Genomic DNA, 23,561 nt, shown 5'->3' with positions numbered 1-23,561 from the left:
ATTAACTTCTCTTATCTAATAAAGGTATCATGTTATAATTACCTTCTAACATATACAATACAGGATATGTAAATTGGATATTATGGAATTTCCATCCATCATCTTGATGGATTGCTATGGCATCAAATCTAAATTCCCATGATGATTTTTCTCCAAAAGATACTTCTTTAAAGGTATATGCTATTTTCTTCTGTACTTCAAATAATTTATCTTCTCCTTTACCATCTTTTTGTAAAATATCTTTTATATTGTTCCATTCATCTTTAATTAATTCTTCAGAATCCTGATTATTTTTAAATATGCCGTTAGTTACAATAATCGCTGTATCACCCTCAATTTTTATTATGGATTCATTAATATTTAGTTCCATTTCTGACCATTTTTCCCTTTGCATCAAAATCAAATCTTTAATTTTTTCTTTCCCGACAGCCGCTGGATTTTCATTTGGATCAACTATATAATTATCCTCGTACTTTGAAAAGATATTAATTACAGTATCTACTACATTGTATGATTTATTTAAATAATTATCTTTCAATGTACTTAAGAGCTCAATGACACTTTTTCTAGATTGTCCATTTGTCCCATATTGAAAATTTTTTAATTTTTGTACAGACTGATTATAATATTTTAATGAATCCATATTGTCATAATCAATTCTCCACTCTGGATAACTGGACATTGGTACTGAAAAATGTAATTTACTTATAAACCATTGATTTTTTTTATTAGTCAGCACCCCTGATAACCTAACAGGAAATGGAACATTTATACCTCTAAATCCAGTAGCAGATTTTAGTATAAAAGCTAATTGCAGATTTAGCATTGCCACTTTTGATAATGAATTGTAATTAATAAAACGTCCATTTTCATTAAAATAATCTGCAACCAGGTCATCACACCATTCATTATAGTCTTCTTCTTCATCCCAACTTATTATACAATCACTTAAAAACCAAGCTGTATTCCCTTTTGAATTAATCTTAGCATTTTCGTAATCAATTTTAAATTCACCCCAGTATTTCCAATCGCTTTCTATTAACTTCTTACATTCTTCCAATCCGAAACACCATTCACTACGAGAAGTTCCTATAGTTATTATACTGTCATCATCAATAAAAAGCTCCTTCATATAGCTATCTACATTATCAATATTTTTTTCTGTATAGCCCTTTTGATATTTCTCCAATATTTTTGTTATTTCTACAGTAATTTTATTATTATCTAACAATGCTCCCAATGTAATACCTCCTCCATAAGATTAGTTAATCTAGTAAACAGTTTATTCCCCCTTATCCTACAAACTTAATATTTTCTTATAACTACATTTTATCACAACAATAAATATTATAAAACATTAATATTTGACACAATTAGTTTTACAATAACAAAAGAGGTCTTATTTCATATGCTTAAAAAGTATGACTTCCCTATAAGGTAAAATAGCTTTATAATACTAGCAAATCAGTATTATAAAACCATCTTCTTAATAAGTTATTTTATGTTCTTTAAATATTTCTTCTAAGTCTTTACTTTCTAATGTATCCATCACTGTAATTCTTACGTCATCTCTTGAAAGATTATTTTCTGCAAGATACTTATCTAACATATTCCATTCTTTGTTCCTATCATATAACGTATAAAGTATATTCTCATTTTCATCTTTTACAAAAACATAATCTTCATTATCTATAGCTTTCTCCAAACCTCCAACTATAGTGTTATATGACCCTATTAAATTATCCATTATATTCAAAATATCACTCCTCTAGTTTTAAAATATACTATATTGTCATTTTTAGGATATGTTATTTTTAAGTTTATATTCTATAATACACGAATAATTTGCTAAAAATATATCCAATGAATTTATTTTCTAAGCAACAACAAATAATATGTTTTTTCCTATTATTAATTACTTCATAATGCAGAATTTCAATCCAATATTGAAATTATACAAATCGTAATATTGGTATATATCAATAAATATTCTTGTTTTATTGTTAATTTATGACATTTATTGATATTTTTCTGATATATTTATTATTATACATAATTATTTAAAAATACTTAATTTTCTATTGTATTAGTTTTATAAATATGATATATTAATAAAAAAGTAAATTCTTTACTTTATAGCTAAAAAATGGAGGAGATGATTTTAGATGAGTTTCGAACACAAAAAGCATTTCAAAGAAGTTTCTCCAACGGAAACTGTTGCTAAAATGAAAAATATCTTAGCTGAACTAGGAATTGAAACGGAAGAACACTGGTTGAAAGAAAGTTTCCTGGGAACTTATTCACTGCGATTGACATTCAAAGGAACTACAATAGGTACTAATGGAAAAGGTATATCTCGTGAATATGCATTAGCCAGTGCATATGGAGAACTATTCGAAAGATATCAAAATAATCTATTAGGCATAATTTTAAGTAAAAAACATAACGATATCAATTTCTATGAAGCACCAGATGAAAAAATCATGTCAGCAGAAGATATAGTCAGTAGTGATAATTCATTTATAAAATTATATTTTTCCAATCGGTCAATGAACAACAAATCAATATCCGAAAAAGCAAAAGAATTTAAAAATACGCAAAAAATGGACTTGCTAGAACATAAACTGGAAGATAGTTTTATTGTAGTCCCATTCTATAGTATGAAAGATAAAAAAATTATCTATCTGCCTCGAAGTACATGTAGACGTTTCTATGGAAGTAATGGAATGTGCGCAGGGAACACTCCCGCTGAAGCACTTGTACAGGGATTATCTGAAATAATTGAACGACATGTACAGAAAAAATTATTTTTGGAAAAACCTATTTTACCCGATATCCCTGAGGAATATATCAAAAAATACCCTTATATTTATAAAATGTATGAAAAATTAAAAGAACAAAAAGATTATTACGTCGCTATAAAAGACTGCTCTTTTGGTGGCAAATATCCAGTAACTGCTCTAGTTATTGTTGAGAAAAATACAGGTAATTATGGTATAAAACTTGGCTGTCATCCTGATTATGGAGTTGCAATGGAACGAGCCTTTACAGAAGCAACTCAAGGAAATGATATTTTTACATATGCACAGAGAAGCAGAATCGATTTCAGTAACTTAGATTCTAGTAATTCAATGAATATTTACAACAGTTATAAAATGGGTGTAGGACAATACCCATATCAATTATTCGGTCGTAAACCAACTTTTGAATTTGTACCGGTAAAAGATGTAACATCCATGAGTAATCTAGAATTACTGAATTATTGGGTAGATGATATAATCAACGATGGTTATGATGTACTAATACGTGATGTCTCTAATCTAGGATTCCCATCTTATTATATTGTGATTCCTGGATTATCTGAAATGTGGGAAGATAAAGATGTTATTTTTAGAGCTTACAACACTAGATTTTACATAGCACCATTAGTTTCGAAACCAACTAAAATCAATAAGCAAAATACAAAATACATAATTGCGACTATGGAATTTTTTATGAACAGTGTTCTTGAAAATACAATGGAATCTTATTGTAAGTTCACTAAGGACTGGCCTTGCGAAAAATTTGGTTGCGATACTAAATTTTTTGTAGTCATGTGTCATGTTATGAACGAAGAGTTTGATGTCGCTGCTAAAAAAATGAAATATATTATAAATATAGCTGAACACTGTTCAGTATCAAAAGATCAAATTAATTTTTATAAATGCATACATCATTACTTTGTTGCAATGTCTCAATTACACGATCATACAAAGGTGCTTGAATACCTTGAAGTATTCTATAATCAGGATATTTGTAAAAAAATAGATAATATATTCTGCGATCCAGAAAAAGTTATGATTAAGTTATTTGTACCAAAATCAGGTAATTCTCCTAAACTCAATGCTACAAAAGATGCATATAAAAGATGTGAAGAGGTTCTTAATAAATTACATTTTGCTCAAATAGGAAATCCTATATATCAAGAAAATATATGTAAACTTTTTGCTTAGTTAGAAAGGTTACTCCTCGTCTTACTTCGAGCTTCCTTTTACTTTTTTACAATAAAACATTGTTTTATTGTGACTTAATCTTGTTATTTGGCTGATTTGTAAATTACATATTGTTCCATGTTTTACAATATTACAATTCAGTTAGATAAATATTAACCAAATGGAAGGAGGTGTTTTTTGTGACAGATAGAGAAAAGTATGGTTTGTTTTTAGATGATGAATTATCTAGTTTATCAAAATCTTTTGATATTAAATCAGAGGATACTAATGAACTTCCAGTTGCTGCTGCTGCAGCAGGACCAGAAGGTGCAGCTCTCGCTGCTGGAGCTCCAGAGTCATTTGCAATACCAGGCGGACAAGCTTTATTGTAGAAGTAATTGTAGAGTAATATCGGGAATTATTTTGTGATATTACTTGATTATCAGTAAAATGTCCTAAATCAGTATGTATTGTATGTCACACCACACTTATATGACATTCATCCTGTTTATTAGCAGTACATACTGATTTAATCCAATTGGTATATACATCGTTAAATATATTTTATGATATTTCAATATAAATGTTTAATATAAAAAGAAGCAAAAGGGTGGTGGAATATATGTACAGTCCATGTATAAATCAGAATTTGGAATTAATACCTAAAGGCGATGGGAGAGTATACGTATTTAATAAGATAACCAAAAAAACTTATTCTTTAGGTTATAATGAATATAAAGTCTTAAGTTTATTAGATGGCTTAAAGACAATAGAGGAAATTCAAAATCAGTGTAACATATATTCAATATCCGATATTAAAAATCTTATTAATGAGTTTTCAAAGATTGGATTATTAAAGGTATCAGAAACTAAACAGTATAATGATAACAATATAAATACAAATCAAGTTGAGAATAAGAAGGTACTACGTTATAAAGTAGTGTCTATAATGAAAAAGATAATAAAAATTTTAACATTCAAGAAAGGAATTATTTATCCTGATAAGAATTTACATAATGATAAAATTATTTTTAGAATGTTTTATTTTTCCATCATATATTTTTCCCTACCACTATTTTTTATCGGGTTATTAATATCAATTGCAACTGCATCAATAAATACATCTTTCACAGCTCCCCCTATATATCTTTTTATTCCTTTTTTCTTGATCAGTATATCTCTTCATGAGTTGTCTCATGTTGTAGTTGCCAAGAAAAATGGAGCAAATATAGCAGAAGTTGGACTACGTTTGATTATTTTTATTCCTTGCATCTATTCAAGTATTTTAGGTATATCTTATATAGAGAATAAAATGAAAAGGATTTTAATTTCAGCAGCAGGCATTTTACTAAACCTACAAATAGCAGGAATAGGATTGATTTTTACTGTTTTTACAAATGGGGCAACATATAATTTTTTTATATGGCTTACTATACTTAATTTAATGTTAGTAATGCTTAATCTAATATTCTTGTTGAAGTTTGATGGATACTATATATTATCAGAGCTGTTAAATGAAAAAAGATTACATAAAAATTCTCTATCGTATATTATGTATATAATAAAGTATAAGATTTTTCGCAAATCACTGCCAACTAATATTAATGTTAAATTACCTGTTAAGAAAAAGACCATATATCTTGTATATGGTATATTGAATATAGCTTTTATCTTATTTGTAGTTATTTTAGCCATTATAAATATAACTGGATTAATATTGAGCAAAGTTTGAAATACGCATAATAAATTAAGTATCATTAAAATTTCCGTTTTCTTTCTGCAAGAATAACGGATTTTTAATTGTTAATATAATTAGTAGGATAAATTAACTGGCTTATACTTTTATGCTATTAATAAATTCTTTCCAAACCTTTTGGGTAGGTATACTACATCTAGGTAACCATTTTTGTATCTTGTCCACTAAATCATTATCTATAACTATTCCTTGATTATCCAATTGGCAATAAGTTCTCAAAGAATCAATACTAGTTTCAAACAATTCGCCATTATCTGTACCGCAAAGTAACAGTAGGATTTCTAAAGCTTCATTGTTGATATTACTGTCAGCACAATAAGCGAATCTGATTTGCCATTCAATAGGTTTTAAAAGAATACTATCTGTTAATCTATCCCAATCCTCTTTGTTGAATTCTATCAGTATTTCCTCTGCAATTTGAAATCCATCATCGTACCAATAATCATCTGTAAAATAACCAGATAAATATTCATCTAATCTCTCATACATAGTCTTCATAGATATAAACTCCTAACTGATACATAGACTATTTTTTATATTGTTCTATCTTTTCAGCTAATTCGTTAAGATATTCCCATCTGTCCATTAAATTTTCTAGATCATCTTCCAATTTTTCTTTTTCTTCAGTAAGTTCCTGTAACCTAACAAAATCACTACCAGCCTTACCTATTTTTTCTTCTATTTCACTAATCTTCTTCTCAGTCTTTTCGATGTTGCCATCAATTTTTTCATATTCTAATTTTTCTTTATAAGTGAATTTTGGCGTTCTTTCTCTTTGTTTATAATTAGATTTCGTATCGACTTTTACTTTATCATCATTATCTTTATCATTACTATTCATCGCTACATTGGGATTAATTTTTATATAACTAGTATAATTACCTGTAAATTGCTTTATTTGCCCTTCTCCCATGAAAACAAATAATTTATCACAAATCTTGTCTAAAAAATACCTATCATGAGATACTGTAATTACTGCTCCATTAAAGTTCTGAATATATTCTTCTAATATAGTAAGTGTCTGTACATCTAAATCATTCGTGGGCTCATCCAACAATAGGATATTAGGATTCTCCATCAATACTCTAAGTAGATATAATCTTCTTTTTTCTCCTCCGGAAAGACGATTAATATAAGTATATTGCATTTCCTTGGAAAACAAAAATCTCTCTAACATTTGTGAAGCTGTTATTTTATTGTTATCCCCAGCAGTAATATATTCTGCGACTTCCTTAATATATTCAATAACTTGTAAACTCTCGTCCATTTCAAAATTTTCCTGAGAATAATATCCTATGACTACAGTTTCACCTATATCTATATTTCCACTATCAGGAGTTAATCTACCATCAATAAGATTAAGTAATGTGGATTTTCCCATTCCATTAGCACCAATTATTCCTATTCTATCATCTCTAAGGACTGTATATTCAAAATCTTTTATGATGGTATTACTTTCAAAGCTTTTGGTTACATTATCAATATTAATTATTTTCTTACCTAACCTCCTTGAACCTACAGTCATATCCATATTTTGTTCTCTCAAATCGACTTTTGATTCTTTTAACTGTTGAAATCTGTCTATTCTAGCTTTTTGCTTAGTTGATCTAGCTCTTGCTCCTCTTTTTATCCATTCCAATTCATTTCGAAAGATATTTCTTCTTTTTAATTCTTTATTTACAACTTCCTGCTCACGCTCGGCTTTCTTTTCCAAGAAAACACTATAATTACCTATATACGAATATAATTTACCTTCATCAAGCTCTAATATCCTATTAGTAACCCTATCCAAAAAATATCTATCATGTGTTATCATTAAAAGTGCGCCTTTACGATTATTCAAAAAACTCTCAAGCCATTCAATCAGATTATCATCTATATGGTTAGTAGGCTCATCAAGAATAAGTAACTCTGCCGGTTGAATCAATACACCAGCCAGTGCAACCCTTTTTCTCTGTCCACCTGATAGTGTTCCCATTTTGGACCTAAAATTGTTTATACCCAATCTTGTTAGAATACTTTTGGCTTCGCTTTCCATTTTCCATGCATCAAGAGCATCCATTTTAATGTTCAATTTAGTTAACTCATCCTGCAATTCAATATTATCATAGTCATTTTCAAGCTTTTGCACTACTAATTCATATTCTCGGATTAATTTCATTTCTTGACTTTCACCTTTAAATATATGCTCTAGTACAGTTTCATTACTGTCATAATCAGGTGTTTGTGATAGATATTGAATCTTTACTTCTCTACCTACTGCTATTTGCCCTTCATCAAGGGATTCTACTCCTACAAGAGTTTTCAATAAAGTTGATTTACCTGTACCATTAACACCTATAAGTCCTATTTTGTCATTATCATCTATTCCAAATGATATATTTTCGAATAAAGTCTTTTCTGAATAACTTTTGGTTAGATTCTCCGCTGATAATATATTCATGTTTATACCTACCTATCTATAATCATATCTGTAATTAACTTGTTCATATGGTTTATCTGATTATACCATAATCTTTTTAATTTACTCAACCATGTTGTAATAATTATAGATTGACTTATAATTCTACAAATCCACAATAATCTTTATCATCTCAGTTATCGCATTAATCTTTTCTGGTGGACACTCTCTAAGTAATGCAGTAATTTCGGGATTCAGATAGTCACTAGATTTTGTATTTATCCCTGTCAATAAATAAGCAGGAGAAAGATCTAGAATATCGCTCATTTTAACAAGCATCTCCAAGTTTAGCTTGGCTGCTCCTGTTTCTATCCTACTAACATATTCTGGAGATACTCCTAATATTTCCGAAACTTTTTCTTGTGTCATGTTTACCGATTTTCTACTCTCTTTAATTCTCTTACCAATAATCTTATAATCAATCATTTTTTTCACCCTACTAAAATATATCAAGAATAACCTATATGTTTAATGAATCTATAAGTTATTATTGAACTAATAGATTATTTTTATTATAATATAATAAATAATATTTACCATTTATATTAATGGTATTCATTTATTTATTAGAAATCTATAAGATCCGTTTAAACCCCTTTCTATTAATATTTTTTCCGTTACATCGTAATAAAAAAATTAAAATGGACCTTATAAATTTATAAAATAGAGAAGGTTACTTCCTATATTAACAAAGTAACCTTCTCTTTTGAACTACCTATCTAAAGTGGTTAATTCACCATCCTCACAGTACATCATACAAAAATAGCCTTCAATATTACATCCCTACTTAACCTTAACCACCACAACAGTCCACAAATCCAACTCCTCCAATTCAATCACCAATTCATTACCTCTCTCACCTTCTACAACAGAATAATTTCCATCCTTACATCTAATCCCTTCCGGCGAACAAACCAAAACCTTGCTGACATCTTTCACCAGCTGAATCCTTATCATAACACTATCATTAACCCTAGGCTCTCTTTTCCCTCTATTCCATATCTCATCATTACCCTTTAAATTAATAAGAGAAATCAACTTAACATCTTCACTCTCTCTTATAATAGTCCATATCTTATCCCTCTCACCACATGCACTAAAATCATCACCCTGAAAAACATACTCCATGTTATCCCCATAAGCATGTGTCATAGAAACATCAGTGAGTTCTTTATCATAAAACAAATCACAATACCTAATCATAAAATCATAATATTTTCTAATCTCATTAAATAACCTGTCACTTATTTTTGAATAATCCACATAATATCCCTGAGTAAGTACACCTTGATTTTCCCCTAATATCAGATGATACGCCCCATTTGCAATTATAGTGGCCGTTAATATTTTCAATGCATAAGCTCCAGCCTTTTCACCTTCATCTCTAAAAGGCTTCAAATAAGCCGCTAAAATTATAGGTTTATCAGTCTGTTCTCTTGCATCCTTAATTATTGACTGAATATGACTATAACTGCTATAAGGATCCCATACTTCTATATACACCATATCTTGGTCAGCACAAGTAGTTGCACCCACAGGCCAATTACCCACATTATTAAAAATCAATGTAACATCCTTTTTTATCCTGCTTAATTCTTTCTTAGTATTATTAATCAATATAGGAAATTCTTCTTCCATATTAACTACATGTTTTCCATCTAATAAACTAATCCCTTTCTTGGGATAACCATAGGTATCCATATGGATACCATCAAAATCCAAACTTTCAATAGCTCTCATATACTCATTAATAATATGTTTATGCCATGAAGATTTTTCTTCTATATTCATGATAATGAACTTATCAATAAATGATATAGGTTTCATATTACTACCAAATAATGCCTGCTCCTTATTTTCCTGATAAAAATCTCTACCGGCTGCATAAACAGCACCATAAGCAATTGCCTTCATACCATGTTCATGACAAAGCATAATTTTATTTCTAACAGCTCTTGAAGATATTTTCTTACCCATCAGATCAATATAAATATCATCTTCACTCACCAGATTATGATGCCTATACATCCAGTCATAGAATTGAACCATATTTATATGAAGCTTTTTCATAGATAAAATATCTCCATCATCCAATTCATCCTTTGCCCCAAATTCACTTAGGAAACCATACCTTGGAGAATCCTTGTGACTTCCTGCTACATCAAAAGCAGTTGAATCGATATACAAAGATTCCTTACATTCATTGACATATACATCTACACCATAACCACCTTTTTCTATAGGATCAAGAATGATAGTTGATATTTCATTTGTAGTATCAATAGTCTTATTTATTGATAAATATTTCTTATCCAAATGCATAACCACTAATAATATATCTATATCTTTAGGAACAATATCCTTTTTCCACTCTATAATTATTTCTATAGTTTCGCCTTCCAAATATTGAGCTTTACCTGTATAAATATCCTTAATCCATTTTCTCATCATATCACCTTTTCATATTTTCTGTCTTCTGTCAGTACATAACAACTTATTTTCTAATGATTTTTACCCTTTCACTGATCCTGCTGTAATCCCTTTAATAAAATACTTTTGGAAAATAATAAATATTACAACTGCTGGTGCCAACCCAATCATCGCTGCGGCTGCCATCAAATGCCATTTAGCGCCATACTGTTGATAGAACATGGAAATGGCAAGAGGAATGGTACGCATTGATTGCTTCTGAAGGAAAAATACTGCTTGAGCGTAGTTATTCCATATATTCAATCCATTTATGATTATGATAGCTGACGTAACAGGTTTCAATATAGGGAACACTATTCTCCAGAAAGAACCTATCTTAGTACAACCATCAATAATTGCAGCTTCTTCAATATTCAGTGGTAATCCTCTAATGAATCCTGTATACAAGAACACTGAGAATGGTAATGCATTAGCCGCACAGACTAGTATCATAGCCCAATGTGTATTGATTCCACCAATTTTTATCATTAAAGTGTATAGAGGAACTGTATTAATGATTCCTGGAATCATCATACATCCAAGCATCAAATAGAATATCAATCTATTCACCTTATTTTTTACTCTGGCTATAGCATATCCTGCCATACTAGCGAATGATACGATAACTGTTACAGCTCCTAGAGTAATAATCAATGAGTTCAGGATAGAACGTCCCATTTTAGCCTTTTCCCATGCAGCACCAAAATTTTCAATATATCCTTTTGGAAGAAGTATCAATTCTTTTGCAAAATTCATAGATGATGGTGTAAAAGCCAACAAGCTCAGTATATAAAATGGAAATAACGCAAGTAAAGTTATCAATAGAATTGCTATTATCTTTAAAAATTTTCTCATCTGTACCGCCCCCTCACACGTCATATTCTTTTGATTTCATCAGCTTCAGTGATATCAAAACAGGGAGCAGAATAATCAAGAATAAGATGATTGCAACAGCTGTTGAATATCCTGTAGAACTACCATAACACATTCTCATGATATAAATACTTAACGATTCTGTACTATATCCAGGACCTCCATCTGTTAAAGCCATAATTATTTCAAAAACTGATAATGATCCTATTATATTAGTAGTAACATTAATCTTGATAGGTTGAATCATCATAGGTAACACTATATATCTGATTCTCTGCCAATATGTAGCTCCATCAATTTTTCCTGCTTCATGCATTTCTTCTGGTATTGACTGTAATCCTGCCAAATAAACTACCATTGTCATACCTACAAACTGCCAAACATTAACTACAATGATAACCCACAAAGCCATATATCTGTTTCCTAACCAATTGAAATTAGTTAGGTCAAGACCTAATCTGGCAAGAGTCGAAAATAAAAATCCTCTTTGAGGCTGTAATATAAAATACCATATATACCCCATAATCAACGGACTTACTACTGCTGGTAGATAAATAATCGTTCTTGCAATACTCTTACCTTTGAATTTACTATCCAAGAGTAGGGCATATAAAAAGCCGAATATATTTAATAGAGGAGCACTCCCCAAAGCAAAAAGCACTGTATTGATCACGTCATTTTTCGCCCTACTATCATGAAAGAAATCAACAAAATTCTTTAATCCTATAAAATTAGCCTTTGTCATTCCGTCATAATCTGTTAAACTTAATCCAATACCTTTTATCAATGGATAAATAAAGAATATAAAGAATAATATGAACGCTGGTAATATCATAAAATTATGTAATTTGGAAACTATCTTATTTCTTAAAAACACTCCGTCATCACTCCATATTTAATAAACTCATATACTATCTTATTGTCTAGTTATTTCACCAACCATATCTAGATATAATAAAGGAGCTGACTAGAATATAACTATAATAGGCAGCCCCTAAAATATACTATGAACTAGTTAGATGCATTCCAAGCCTTATCCCATACCTCTTTATATGCTTTAGCAAAATCTATAGTAGCTTTATATTGTCCAGCATATAATTCTTGAACCATTCTTCCTGCATCATCACCCGAAAATCCTGATGGGCATTCATTAGTAAATCCTATATTAACACCATTACTTAATGCATTGTTGACTTGCTCCTTGATAGGACCCCAATCAGCATCAACATCCTTAAATGCACATGGTGATTTTATGGATTCACTATATTTTTTTAGATTCTTTGATTCAAATAAATAATCTAAGAATTCTTTTGCTTCTTTTTGATGCTTAGTAGCAGCAGTAATAGCATAAGCTGAATCTTCAGCACTTAAAATAACAGGCTCTGTTGAATCAGTTATTGCAGGATATGGCATAAATCCAATTTTTTCTGCCATATCAGGATTTTTTTCTATTATATTGCTTAACGCCCACATACCTTGACTGATGATCGCAGCTTCACCATTTGCAAACATTTCCACTTGATTGTCATAAGTTGCAGTTAGAAAATCATCATTGAATAGCTTTTTATCTTTTCCACTTAAGATAACAGAGGCAAAACTATCCATTGGTCCACCTTCAGCACCAAATTGAAGTTTTGAATCATCATTGGCTAAGAATGCTTTTTTTGATTCTGTAACACCATATGTCTGCTTAATCACTCCATGTGCTACAAATTCAATTAAATGTCCTAATGTCCAAGAATCTTTACCTGCCATGAATAGAGGAACAACATCTGCTTTACTTTCCTTAATCTTAGCTAAATCTCCTTCAAAATCTTTCCATGTTCTTGCTTCATCGATACCAAGTTCATCAAATATTGCTTTATTGTAGAATAATCCTGCCATAGTCATGTTACTTGCAACTCTATATTGCTTACCGCTCTTAACGTCTGTACACATATCTTTTATTGCAGGTTGAATACGATCCCACCATTTCTCGTTGGATAGATCAATGTATTTACCCTGATCAATATATTCTTGTGTAACTACAGTAGTTATATCTGGTACATCATCAGAAGCAAATTTTACTTTTATTACGTTACTTGCGTCTTTTTGGAATTCTTGTTCAACTACGATATTAGGATGTAACCCATTAAACTCATCAATAATTTCATTCATCAAATCTACTGTCTCAACTTTTCCTGTAAATAATTTGATATGTACAACTTCATCTTTTGCAGCGGGTTTAGCTTCATCTGTATCTTCTGTGGAATTCTTTTCTTCCACAGTTGTTTTATCAACAGCTTCATCTTTTTCTTTGGTACTACATCCAGTAAATAATGAAATCGTCATTATTACTAATAAAATAGATATGATCTTCTTCATTTTGTAATCCCCCGTTTTCTAATAATTTTTTGGAAATATTTCCGTAACAGTTACTACAATTGTATTGTATAACCACTGGGCAAATAAATAAATACCCTAAATTTTGGATTATGGTATGTTTTTTTTATATAAAATAACCAAATACATTAAATGTGGTATAATATCTTTAGCAATTTATTTAACAATAAAGGTAGGAGTATAATAAAATGCATAAGATTAGACGGTCTTTCTCTTTAAAATTATTTATATGTACAGCAATATTAACGTTAATAGCAATTTTATTTATATCCATATCCTCTTATAACAAATACAGTATCAGTATTATGGAGCAATCATCTGAAAAAGCTCAGCAGATTATTGAATTAACCTCACTCAATATTGAAACATATTTAGATGACCTTTATAGATTATCTTTGTCTCCATATTATGATCAGGATGTAATGGATGCTTTAGATAAATCAATAGATGATTCTGACCTGAAATCTCTCTATAGAACTAGAACTATAGAAGACTTCTTAGAGCAGATCCTTATAATTCCAAGAAAAGATATTATTAGGGTTTTCATATTGACTGATGAAATATATAAAGGGGAACGTATAACTTCAAGTATAAAACCTAATCAAGATTTTACTGAATATCCATGGTATCAGGAAGCTATGGATAAGAAGAAACCCATATTTGTTACAGCACATCTGGAACAGATTATTAAAAATCCTAAGAATATAGTTTTTTCTATTGTAAGTATTGTAAGAAGTACCAGAAATACCGATAAGATACTTGGTGTAATAAAAGTTGATGCGAATTATTCTGGGATCAGTGACATATGCAATAAAGTTGATCTGGGAAAAGATGGTGGTATCATAATTGTAGATAATAATGAGCATGTAATTTTTTCTAATGTACCTCATTTAGATTGCAATAACATCCATGGTATGATTGAAAAAACTAACGACAGTAAATCACCCTATACCACTGCATCATATGATAACAATAAATATCTTATCAATAAAAAAGTTATTGATTATGCCAATTGGTCCGTAATTGGTGTAACTTCGTTATCAACTATAAATAAAAAAATACTTGATGTGAGGAATAGTGCATTTATTATTGCACTCATATGTTTTTTGATTTCATTGATATTGATAATATTCTATCTTAAAATGTCCCTTAGACCACTAAATAATATTATTACCAATATACATAAAATCCAAGATGGTAATTTAAATGTAGTTTTTCCCATAAAGACTAATGACGAACTAGGGTATCTGTCCAATTCACTAAACAAAATGGTCAGTGAGCTGAATAAAATGTTTGAAGAAAACAATACACTGGTTCATCAGATATATGAAGCGAAATATCTTCAAAAAGAAGCACAGATAAACACTCTTTTCAATCAGATACAGCCTCATTTTATATATAATACCTTGAACATGATTAGCATGTTAGTCCAATGCAACAACTTGACACAAGCAGTTACAACCATCAATAAACTCAGTATCATATTAAGAGGTCTCACTCATATGGATCAAGAAGTTAAAGTATCTGTTGAATTGCAATTATTAGATGCCTATTTAACAATACAGAAAAACAGATTCAACGATAGGTTACGTTATATAATAGATATTGATGACAGCCTTAACGATTACATTATCCCTGCACTTCTCTTACAACCTGTAGTTGAAAATTCAGTAATACATGGTTGTGAAGCAAAGAAAGAGACGACTACTATAGAAATAACAAGTTCTATTACGGAAGATAATGTGATATTCTTAATAAAAGATAATGGTGTAGGAATGACAGAAGAATCATTAACAAAGTTAAGGGAAAGATTGAATTCGGATAATGAATTAAACAGAACTTTTGACTTATCCCAAAAGGGAAATGGTATAGCACTAATTAATGTCAACAAACGTATAAAAATCAAATACGGTAATGAGTATAGAGTAGAGGTTGACAGTACCAAAGGCACAGGTACAATAGTTAAGATTATTTTACCCAAAGCATCAATATAAGGAGGTTTTTCATGTATAAACTACTAATTGTAGAAGATGAGCAGTTGACAAGAAATTTTTTGAAACAGATTATTCCTAATCTATGTAATAAATGGGAAATCATTGATGATGTTATGGATGGTAAAGATGCATTGGATGTATTAGCGAAAGAACATGTAGATTTGGTTCTTACTGACATCAAAATGCCTGTTATGGATGGAATAGAGTTATGTAGACATATCAATAAATCGTATCCCCAGACTCATTGCGCCATTTTATCAGGTTACGGAGAATTCAACTATGCAAAGAGTGCAATCAACTATAATGTGAACCGTTACTTACTAAAACCCATTGTAAATGATGAATTAAAAAATATGTTAGAATCAATAGCAGACATGTGTGATAAAAATCAGTTTGATAAGCAAAAGTATACTGAACTTATAATAGCTTCTAATAAATATCAAGAATCAATTATAGCAAGATTTCTAAAAGCAGTTGTTACAGATTCTCACATGGAAGTACAGTCTCTATATCCAATACTACATGACCTAAAAATTAATCTATTTGATACAGAAGGTCTAATCCTTGTACTTCAGATTACAGAGGATAATCTTATAAAAAATAATATCAAGATATCAGATATAATCCTGTTGAAATTATTATTATACAACACTGCCAAAAAACAAGTAACCAATACATCTGTACAAGTTTTTATTGATGCTGACGAAAATACCATTCTGCTCGTACCTATAGAAGAAGATGAAAGTACAGATACGCTCATTTACCAGATTTACTCAATGATTGATGAAGCTTATTATGAAGAAACCAAACTACATGTATTTTCCGCTGCCGGTAGTTCAGAAAATGAACCGCTACAATTAAATATATCATATGATAATGCTTGTAAAGCTTTTTTACAATCATTATTCAATAAAAATGAAGTGAATATTATTCAATTTTATTCCCATGAAGCTTATGAAAAACAAATAGGTATATTTAACAGCTACATATCCAATTTTACATACTCAATACAAAATAATGATACAGTCAACCTAGAAGTAATTTCAAAAGATATCAGTCATTTTTTATATAGTTCAATTAAAGATAGCTACATGTTGAAAGCAATAAATTATATGATATATAAATTGAAAACCAATATAAAACTTAATGAAGATGCAATAAGCAAAATATACAAATTACTAGTTGAATCAAAAGATAGTTTAACTACTGCTAATAACATAAAATCTTTTTTACTTAATATCGCTAATATAATAATTGATAATATACATATAAGTGGCTCATCCTGTGATGAAAATTCACTTATTGAACAGACTAAAGAATTTATCTACCAACACTATATGGAACCTATAAGTTTAGCTCTTATTGCAGATAAGCTGTGTATCTCTTACGCTTATCTAAGTAATCTGTTCCATGAGATGGAAGGTAAGTCATACATAAAATTCCTAACTGAAGTGAGATTAAAACATGCAGCCAATCTATTAAAAAACAATGACCTGAAACTTGATTATATTACAAAAAAAGTTGGATACATAAGTGTGAAGCATTTTAGTTATGTTTTCAAAAAGTATTATGGGGTTACTCCTGGAGAGTATAGGAAAAGAAAGTAAAAACTCTAATCTTCTAATTACATAGCAACTATAAACTTAATATATTACTAGTTTGAATACTTGAAAAAATTCAAATGAAAGGAATAAGATTAATGTATAAAATCAATTCTATAATAATGCTTATTTTAATATGTGCTTTATTTAATCAAATAGAAATAGATAGATTTCCTGATATCTGTGGTAATAGTGATCCGTATCAATCCATAGATGATAATAGTGATGCTAGTAATATAGACAATAATGAGAGACAAAATTTCTTTGTAATAGAAAATACAGATGAAGAAAACTTAGCTTATGATTCAACTGATATGAATGTTATCATTAGACAAGGTTTAGATAAATTGGCGGATAATGAGAGTTATATATGTGACGATTCATTACTTGCCACCTATAAAGATATTCTTACTAGCAGGGTAAGTTTTCATAATATAGATTTTGACAAAAAAGTATTTCTCAGTGAAATCAACTATGAAGAATATAGCTTGATACCAGTATCTTATAGCCTTATTGATATGAATAGAGATAGCATTCCAGAACTAGTACTTGAAATGACATTAGGTTCTGCTGATTTTGTAATGGTTATACATATTGAAGATAGTAAAATTAGTAGCCATATATTTAGTCATAGACAGATGAGTGATATCAAGGTCGATGGAACATTTTTTTCTTCAGGTGGTGCTGGATATTATTGTATCAATGAATTAGAATTTGTGGATGACAATTATATTATTAATCAACTAGGTTACCATGAAGTAGGTTGGGATGAAGAGGGAGATGTTGTCATATCATATTATTTGGGTAATGAAAAAGTTAATGAGACAGAGTTTACTTCGTTTATGGATAATTTTAATGAGAAGAAAAATGCTATTGGGTGTGAGTTTCCTGAAATGGATTGATTGAATGTGAAATGACCACACAAAATAGAAATTATATTAATAAAGATATTTACATTAAAAAATCTGCAACATACTTTATATGTATTGATTAAACTAAGTTGCAGATTTTTTTTGAGTTTAATTATTCTGAGTTTAATTTACTACCTAATAGCAGACTTTGTAATTTCAATTGACGGTAAAAAATTATATTTGTAAATTGACTTTATAATATATAGAATACAATATATTATCTTGCTTATTGCATTTTGATTATAAAGGTGCAGTAATAAATGATATATCTATGCCATTTAATAATAATGCACCTTTTAAAATACATGTTACAACAACTAATAATAATACAATAAATGTACTCTTTATACCAACAGAGAATTTTATAGAATTCAATGGCATTTTTCTTTCATCTACCAAATATAAACCTTTACCCATTGTTATACTGAACATAAATCCAAATAATTTAATTGGTATGAGATATATGATTGATGGTACTCCTGATTCAAGCACTGAAATTGCATAACCAAATAGGTACGTTCCTAAATAATATTTTTGTTTCTTATTTAATTTCATCTAATCCTCCTTAGTAATCATGTGCTTTTGTTGGTAATTCAAAAGAAAAATTTATATATTAATAAAGCTATTTTAGTATTATTAAAATAAAATTCGTAAAAATAATATACCCTCATAAAGGGTATATTAAATATTTTTTAAATGGTACCCTACTTTTTGCATCTTATTTAAAAAGGTGCAGTAGTAAATGATATATCTATGCCATTTAATAATAATGCATCTTTTAAAATATCTGAGACAATAATTAATAAAGTTGCCACCAAAACACTTTTTACACCAACTAATACCGCAGAAGATAGTGGTTTTCTTTCACTTGCTAAATAAAAAGCTCTACCTAATGTTATAGCAATAAGAATTCCAAATAATTTTATTGGTATGAGATATATGATTGATGGTACTCCTGATTCAAACACTGCAATAGCATAACCTAATAGGTATGTTCCTAAATAGAATTTTTGTTTCTTGTTTAATTTCATCTAATCCTCCTTAAGTAATCATGCGCTTCTTTAGTGGTAATTTAAAGAAGGATATTAAATATTGTTTAATTATGTCACCTTGCTTTTGACATCTAAGATTAAAAAGGTGCAGTAATAAATGATATATCTATACCATGTAATAATAATGTATCTTTTAAAATACATGTTCCAATAATTAATAATAATACAATTAATGCACTTTTCACACCAACTAATACCATAGAGGTAAATGGCATTTTTCTTTCATCTGCCAAATATAAAGCTTTACCCATTGTTAGAGTCAAGACAATTCCAAATAATTTTATTGGTATGAGATATATGATTGATGGTACTCCTGATTCAAGCACTGCAATAACATAACCTACTAGGTATGTTCCTAAATAGAATTTTTGTTTCTTATTTAATTTCATCTAATCCTCCTTAAGTAATCATGCGCTTCTTTAGTGGTAATTTAAAGAAGGATATTAAATATTGTTTAATTATGTCATCTTTCTTTTTACATCTAAGATCAAAAAGGTGCAGTAATAAATGATATATCTATGCCATTTAATAATAATGCATCTTTTAAAATATCTGAGCCAATAATTAATAATAATACAATCATTACATTTTTCACTGCAACTAATACCATTGAAATAAATGAAATTTTTCTTTCATCTGCCAAATATAAAGCTTTACCCATTGTTAGAGTCAAGACAACTCCAAATAATTTTATTGGTATGAGATATATGATTGATGGTACTCCTGATTCAAGCACTGCAATAGCATAACCTACTAGGTATGTTCCTAAATAGAATTTTTGTTTCTTATTTAATTTCATCTAATCCTCCTTAAGTAATCATGCGCTTCTTTAGTTTTTATTCAAAAGAAGAATTTTTAATGAGAAAGCTATTTTAGTATTATTAAAATAAAATTAGCAAAATAATATACCCTCACAAAGAGTATATTAAATATTGTTTAAATGGTACCCTACTTTTTTGCATCTAAGATTAAAAAGGTGCAGTTATAAATGATATATCTATGCCATTTAATAATAATGCATCTTTTAAAATATCTGAGCCAATTATTAATAATAATACAATAAATGCACTTTTCACACCAACTAATACCATAGAGGTAAATGGCATTTTTCTTTCATCTGCCAAATAAAAACATTTACCTAATAATAAACTGCAAATAATACCAAGTAATTTTATTGGTATGAGATATATGATTGAGGGTACTCCTGATTCAAGTACTGCAATAGCATAACCTAATAGGTATGTTCCTAAATAGAATTTTTGTTTCTTGTTTAATTTCATCTAATCCTCCTTAAGTGACTCTTCAACTTCATCTATTACATCTTCAGCACTGCCTCGAGAATTAAAGAGATCAAGTCCTGTAAAAAATGATAGGGTAGAAAAACTCCAATAATTTATTGATAGAGTTTTTATTGGTACATTACTTGTATTAAAATGTCCAATAATAGCATTGGTATTTGTTAAATTCATCTTCAAAGGTCCCGCAGTTCCATTATTTAATTGATATGCTAACCGTGAATTTGTATATCCTTTTATCGCAGTTTGAGTGGTTATACCATATGATATTGTTGTTGCAGCAGCTGCTACCTGTGTACAATTATATATCGTCTCTCCTGCTTCATCACCGAAGACTGCTTTGTAACCTTTCCTCATATAATTCCAATCCACTGCTTTCTCACTAGATTCATCAAAATTATTCCAACCATTCCACATTTTTCCAACTCCATCGGCCATATTACTTCCACCATCTGCCATTAAATAGCCTCCGCCATACATTGCTACTGGCGCAAGTGTACCACCTGATAGTGCTGTTATACCCGTTGCTATTCCAAATCCAGTAAGTCCCTCAGTAAATCCACCAACAACCTGTGCTAATCCTAAACCCATTTGCCCCCAATCAGCATGTGTTGCCTTATCCCATGTATCAGATGCAAATTCAGTTGTTGTATCCCATATATCAGATGCTACTTCAGTTGTTGAATCCCATGCGTTAGACGCAAATTCAGACGTTGTATCCCATGCATCAGATGCTACCTCTGGTATATTTCTTAGTGTATCACCCATTCTATCCCAAAAACTTTTTTCCTCTGGTTTTTCATGATACTCATTAGATTCAATATGGTTAACAGGATAATTGTTGTATTTGTTAAATATAAACCTATAATTACCATAAATATCTTTTTGAATCAATCCATTATCTTTTAATTCATCCATTCCTATCATTCGTGAAGCCTGATATGTAGCTCTGTCTATACGACCTGTTACATCTATGTTTATTCCTTTTCCTCTAATATACTGTTGTATTTCCTTAATTTTACTTCTACGATAATATTCTGTATTCTTATATGCCCCATAAAACTGATTTTCTGAACTCAATTTGGTATATGTATCTTCTGATGTTACTGACTTTGAGTAATTTTTATTATTTACATTAATTCTTATTCCCTCAAAAAAATTATGCAAATGTGTTATTATACTTTTCCCTGTAACTTGATTATATAATAATTCAAACCAATTTGGTATAACACTAAAACCGGTTAATATTGTTCCATTATGTCTCATGTCAGTCATATTAGAACTACTTGAGCTAGTAGTATCATCTAATAATCCGGAAAATAGATTATTTATTTGATTTTCACCTTCACTATATTCAGCTATTGCTTTATTGATAATTTGTCCACTATTATAAGAACGTTCAACAAGATTTTCTAAATCTTTTGTCAATACAACAAATTGCTCTTTTATATTGTCTCTTATTTTAATGTCAAAGTCAATTGAATTATCTACATTTCTGAATGTATCAAATATATAGTCTATAATCTCTGTTATTTTTTTTATATCACTTTCTTTATCATATAACCTATTCAAATTATAACTTGTATATCCCATAAAAATACTCCCTTCCTTTTTTTAATACTATATCTTTTACAATATAATTTCAACAAATCCTGACGAACGACATTATTTATGGGATAAAATGCATTTTTTATAACATATAGCACACTATGTATTGTCTTTTAATCTGGTTTGTAATTGTAGATTTTCTATTGCCTATTAAACTTTAAACAAACATAAATCTATATCTAATAATAATTATATCCTTACTAACTAATAGCTCCAACTAGGATTATTAATTAGTATATTAATCAATAGATACACTTTAAATAAAAGTGTTAATCCATTCATGAAATATCTAAAGATATGCATAAACTTGTCTTGATTTCCATAATAATTTATTTCTATTGATGTTCTTAATGGTAAAAATACTATTGCTTTTTTAACAAATCCTAATATACTTCCACTTATTAGGAGAATGGAGAATATTAATTCAGCTATTGTTGTGTATCCCTTTTCTACAAGAAATAAACAATGCATTAATAAAAGCACCTAATGCAAGGTGCTTATTGTTTAGCACATATTACTATTCTAATTATCACAATTAAACCATATCTTATTTTATGTATGTATTTCTCCTTTTGATAAAAAGTTGATGATGCTCTTGGGGAAATAATAAAATATTAACATAAGAAATCATTATACTATTTATAATTTATAAAAACATCGCTACTAAACTCAAACCAGTGATAGCTTGTATCACCTTTAACACAATAGTAGAAAAAATTATTATTCCTAAACCAATAATAAAATACTTAATACTTATTTTTAATACATTAGTTAAGCAAAAACAATCTTCCATTTTTTTGCCTTCATATGATGCATTCCCCAACATATAAGAACACATTATTGTTGATATTTTGATAGGTATATATTTATTATAGATATCGCTACTATCAGCTAGCTTGTTAGATAACAACATTATAAAAATAATTAATATGTAGCTTATTAGATAATTTTTACCTCTCTCTTTTATATTCATTTTAATTAAATTAAACATTTACATTCCCCTATTCTTTATTAGAATCTTTATATAATAAATCCAAATTAACGGTATCAAGCCCTATTGATTTTATCTAGATGTTTCGAGAAAACCCCCTCCTCTAACTAGGAGGGAGATGAATCGGAACGGTTTTTAATCTTTAACTCCTGCTTGAGAGCGAATATATTTCTCAATCATTTCTATTGTTGCTCCTC

General features: G+C 29.2%; 23 protein-coding genes. 6 read left to right on the top strand and 17 right to left on the bottom strand.

Annotated features, from left to right (window positions below; all coding sequences use genetic code 11):
- Position 1: 1 nt before the first annotated feature.
- Positions 2-1,240 carry a nuclear transport factor 2 family protein gene (locus QMG30_RS14255; protein WP_281816470.1) on the bottom strand — a complete coding sequence of 413 codons (1,239 nt, stop codon included), beginning with the start codon at positions 1,238-1,240 and terminating at the stop codon, positions 2-4.
- A 246-nt stretch (positions 1,241-1,486) separates the two neighbouring features.
- Positions 1,487-1,756: a hypothetical protein gene (locus QMG30_RS14250; protein ID WP_281816469.1), complete on the bottom strand. Its 270-nt coding sequence runs from the start codon at positions 1,754-1,756 to the stop codon at positions 1,487-1,489.
- Between the two features lie 409 nt (positions 1,757-2,165).
- Here QMG30_RS14250 and QMG30_RS14245 point away from each other — a divergent pair, with 409 nt between their 5' ends.
- The 3 genes from QMG30_RS14245 (at position 2,166) to QMG30_RS14235 (ending at position 5,703) form a co-directional block, all read left to right on the top strand.
- Positions 2,166-3,992, top strand: a complete 1,827-nt coding sequence (locus QMG30_RS14245) for a YcaO-like family protein (protein WP_281816468.1) — start codon at positions 2,166-2,168, stop codon at positions 3,990-3,992.
- 179 nt (positions 3,993-4,171) lie between these two features.
- Positions 4,172-4,363: a hypothetical protein gene (locus QMG30_RS14240; protein WP_281816467.1), complete on the top strand. Its 192-nt coding sequence runs from the start codon at positions 4,172-4,174 to the stop codon at positions 4,361-4,363.
- Between the two features lie 230 nt (positions 4,364-4,593).
- Positions 4,594-5,703, top strand: coding sequence for a zinc metalloprotease (locus QMG30_RS14235; RefSeq protein WP_281816465.1), 1,110 nt, complete (start codon positions 4,594-4,596; stop codon positions 5,701-5,703).
- Positions 5,704-5,805: 102 nt separating this feature from the next.
- On the opposite strand, the gene QMG30_RS14230 is transcribed toward QMG30_RS14235, so the two are convergent.
- The 7 genes from QMG30_RS14230 to QMG30_RS14200 all read right to left on the bottom strand — a co-directional run bounded on the left by QMG30_RS14230 (position 5,806) and on the right by QMG30_RS14200 (position 13,894).
- Positions 5,806-6,225, bottom strand: coding sequence for a hypothetical protein (locus QMG30_RS14230; RefSeq protein ID WP_281816463.1), 420 nt, complete (start codon positions 6,223-6,225; stop codon positions 5,806-5,808).
- A 28-nt stretch (positions 6,226-6,253) separates the two neighbouring features.
- On the bottom strand, positions 6,254-8,170 hold the full coding sequence (locus tag QMG30_RS14225) for an ABC-F family ATP-binding cassette domain-containing protein (RefSeq protein WP_281816461.1): 1,917 nt from the start codon (positions 8,168-8,170) through the stop codon (positions 6,254-6,256).
- Between the two features lie 123 nt (positions 8,171-8,293).
- Positions 8,294-8,614, bottom strand: a complete 321-nt coding sequence (locus QMG30_RS14220; protein ID WP_281816458.1) for a helix-turn-helix domain-containing protein — start codon at positions 8,612-8,614, stop codon at positions 8,294-8,296.
- Positions 8,615-8,971: 357 nt separating this feature from the next.
- Entirely contained in the window at positions 8,972-10,636 is a 1,665-nt protein-coding gene (locus tag QMG30_RS14215) for a glycoside hydrolase family 66 protein (RefSeq protein ID WP_281816457.1), read from the bottom strand.
- A 63-nt stretch (positions 10,637-10,699) separates the two neighbouring features.
- Positions 10,700-11,512: a carbohydrate ABC transporter permease gene (locus tag QMG30_RS14210; RefSeq protein ID WP_281816455.1), complete on the bottom strand. Its 813-nt coding sequence runs from the start codon at positions 11,510-11,512 to the stop codon at positions 10,700-10,702.
- Positions 11,513-11,525: 13 nt separating this feature from the next.
- A complete protein-coding gene (locus QMG30_RS14205; protein ID WP_281816454.1) occupies positions 11,526-12,407 on the bottom strand; it encodes a carbohydrate ABC transporter permease in 882 nt (293 codons plus the stop codon).
- Positions 12,408-12,541: 134 nt separating this feature from the next.
- On the bottom strand, positions 12,542-13,894 hold the full coding sequence (locus QMG30_RS14200; protein WP_281816452.1) for an ABC transporter substrate-binding protein: 1,353 nt from the start codon (positions 13,892-13,894) through the stop codon (positions 12,542-12,544).
- 206 nt (positions 13,895-14,100) lie between these two features.
- Between QMG30_RS14200 and QMG30_RS14195 the strand changes: the two genes are divergently transcribed.
- The 3 genes from QMG30_RS14195 to QMG30_RS14185 all read left to right on the top strand — a co-directional run bounded on the left by QMG30_RS14195 (position 14,101) and on the right by QMG30_RS14185 (position 18,409).
- Entirely contained in the window at positions 14,101-15,906 is a 1,806-nt protein-coding gene (locus QMG30_RS14195) for a cache domain-containing sensor histidine kinase (RefSeq protein WP_281816451.1), read from the top strand.
- An 11-nt stretch (positions 15,907-15,917) separates the two neighbouring features.
- A complete protein-coding gene (locus QMG30_RS14190; protein ID WP_281816449.1) occupies positions 15,918-17,513 on the top strand; it encodes a response regulator transcription factor in 1,596 nt (531 codons plus the stop codon).
- A gap of 92 nt (positions 17,514-17,605) precedes the next feature.
- Positions 17,606-18,409 (top strand): hypothetical protein, encoded by an 804-nt coding sequence (locus tag QMG30_RS14185; protein WP_281816447.1) that lies wholly within the window; start codon positions 17,606-17,608, stop codon positions 18,407-18,409.
- Between the two features lie 249 nt (positions 18,410-18,658).
- Here the strand turns inward: QMG30_RS14185 and QMG30_RS14180 are convergent, their stop codons facing one another.
- The 8 genes from QMG30_RS14180 to QMG30_RS14145 all read right to left on the bottom strand — a co-directional run bounded on the left by QMG30_RS14180 (position 18,659) and on the right by QMG30_RS14145 (position 23,364).
- Positions 18,659-18,973, bottom strand: coding sequence for a hypothetical protein (locus QMG30_RS14180; RefSeq protein ID WP_281816445.1), 315 nt, complete (start codon positions 18,971-18,973; stop codon positions 18,659-18,661).
- A gap of 167 nt (positions 18,974-19,140) precedes the next feature.
- Positions 19,141-19,449, bottom strand: a complete 309-nt coding sequence (locus QMG30_RS14175; protein ID WP_281816442.1) for a hypothetical protein — start codon at positions 19,447-19,449, stop codon at positions 19,141-19,143.
- A 98-nt stretch (positions 19,450-19,547) separates the two neighbouring features.
- Complete coding sequence (locus QMG30_RS14170; protein ID WP_281816439.1) at positions 19,548-19,859, bottom strand: hypothetical protein; 312 nt, start codon at positions 19,857-19,859, stop codon at positions 19,548-19,550.
- Positions 19,860-19,957: 98 nt separating this feature from the next.
- The gene (locus tag QMG30_RS14165) at positions 19,958-20,269 is read right to left on the bottom strand and encodes a hypothetical protein (RefSeq protein WP_281816438.1); all 312 of its coding nucleotides are present in this window, start codon (positions 20,267-20,269) and stop codon (positions 19,958-19,960) included.
- A 169-nt stretch (positions 20,270-20,438) separates the two neighbouring features.
- Positions 20,439-20,750 (bottom strand): hypothetical protein, encoded by a 312-nt coding sequence (locus QMG30_RS14160; protein ID WP_281816437.1) that lies wholly within the window; start codon positions 20,748-20,750, stop codon positions 20,439-20,441.
- Positions 20,751-22,358, bottom strand: coding sequence for a hypothetical protein (locus QMG30_RS14155; protein ID WP_281816436.1), 1,608 nt, complete (start codon positions 22,356-22,358; stop codon positions 20,751-20,753).
- Positions 22,359-22,577: 219 nt separating this feature from the next.
- Entirely contained in the window at positions 22,578-22,844 is a 267-nt protein-coding gene (locus tag QMG30_RS14150) for a hypothetical protein (protein ID WP_281816435.1), read from the bottom strand.
- A gap of 175 nt (positions 22,845-23,019) precedes the next feature.
- Positions 23,020-23,364, bottom strand: a complete 345-nt coding sequence (locus QMG30_RS14145; RefSeq protein ID WP_281816433.1) for a hypothetical protein — start codon at positions 23,362-23,364, stop codon at positions 23,020-23,022.
- Positions 23,365-23,561 lie beyond the last annotated feature (197 nt).

It is taken from the genome of Vallitalea longa (genome assembly GCF_027923465.1).
Taxonomy (GTDB): Bacteria; Bacillota; Clostridia; order Lachnospirales; family Vallitaleaceae; genus Vallitalea; species Vallitalea longa.
The sequence above is the reverse complement of the archived record's forward strand: the minus strand, read 5'-3'. Positions and strand labels throughout refer to the sequence as shown.

Coding starts and splice junctions, on each gene's coding strand:
- QMG30_RS14150 (WP_281816435.1), bottom strand. CDS start 22,844: ATGCATTGTTTATTTCTTGTAGAAAAGGGATACACAACAATAGCTGAA.
- QMG30_RS14160 (WP_281816437.1), bottom strand. CDS start 20,750: ATGAAATTAAACAAGAAACAAAAATTCTATTTAGGAACATACCTATTA.
- QMG30_RS14190 (WP_281816449.1), top strand. CDS start 15,918: ATGTATAAACTACTAATTGTAGAAGATGAGCAGTTGACAAGAAATTTT.
- QMG30_RS14175 (WP_281816442.1), bottom strand. CDS start 19,449: ATGAAATTAAACAAGAAACAAAAATTCTATTTAGGAACATACCTATTA.
- QMG30_RS14195 (WP_281816451.1), top strand. CDS start 14,101: ATGCATAAGATTAGACGGTCTTTCTCTTTAAAATTATTTATATGTACA.
- QMG30_RS14200 (WP_281816452.1), bottom strand. CDS start 13,894: ATGAAGAAGATCATATCTATTTTATTAGTAATAATGACGATTTCATTA.
- QMG30_RS14230 (WP_281816463.1), bottom strand. CDS start 6,225: ATGAAGACTATGTATGAGAGATTAGATGAATATTTATCTGGTTATTTT.
- QMG30_RS14180 (WP_281816445.1), bottom strand. CDS start 18,973: ATGAAATTAAATAAGAAACAAAAATATTATTTAGGAACGTACCTATTT.
- QMG30_RS14245 (WP_281816468.1), top strand. CDS start 2,166: ATGAGTTTCGAACACAAAAAGCATTTCAAAGAAGTTTCTCCAACGGAA.
- QMG30_RS14170 (WP_281816439.1), bottom strand. CDS start 19,859: ATGAAATTAAATAAGAAACAAAAATTCTATTTAGGAACATACCTAGTA.
- QMG30_RS14235 (WP_281816465.1), top strand. CDS start 4,594: ATGTACAGTCCATGTATAAATCAGAATTTGGAATTAATACCTAAAGGC.
- QMG30_RS14165 (WP_281816438.1), bottom strand. CDS start 20,269: ATGAAATTAAATAAGAAACAAAAATTCTATTTAGGAACATACCTAGTA.
- QMG30_RS14220 (WP_281816458.1), bottom strand. CDS start 8,614: ATGATTGATTATAAGATTATTGGTAAGAGAATTAAAGAGAGTAGAAAA.
- QMG30_RS14145 (WP_281816433.1), bottom strand. CDS start 23,364: ATGTTTAATTTAATTAAAATGAATATAAAAGAGAGAGGTAAAAATTAT.
- QMG30_RS14185 (WP_281816447.1), top strand. CDS start 17,606: ATGTATAAAATCAATTCTATAATAATGCTTATTTTAATATGTGCTTTA.
- QMG30_RS14155 (WP_281816436.1), bottom strand. CDS start 22,358: ATGGGATATACAAGTTATAATTTGAATAGGTTATATGATAAAGAAAGT.
- QMG30_RS14210 (WP_281816455.1), bottom strand. CDS start 11,512: ATGAGAAAATTTTTAAAGATAATAGCAATTCTATTGATAACTTTACTT.
- QMG30_RS14215 (WP_281816457.1), bottom strand. CDS start 10,636: ATGAGAAAATGGATTAAGGATATTTATACAGGTAAAGCTCAATATTTG.
- QMG30_RS14225 (WP_281816461.1), bottom strand. CDS start 8,170: ATGAATATATTATCAGCGGAGAATCTAACCAAAAGTTATTCAGAAAAG.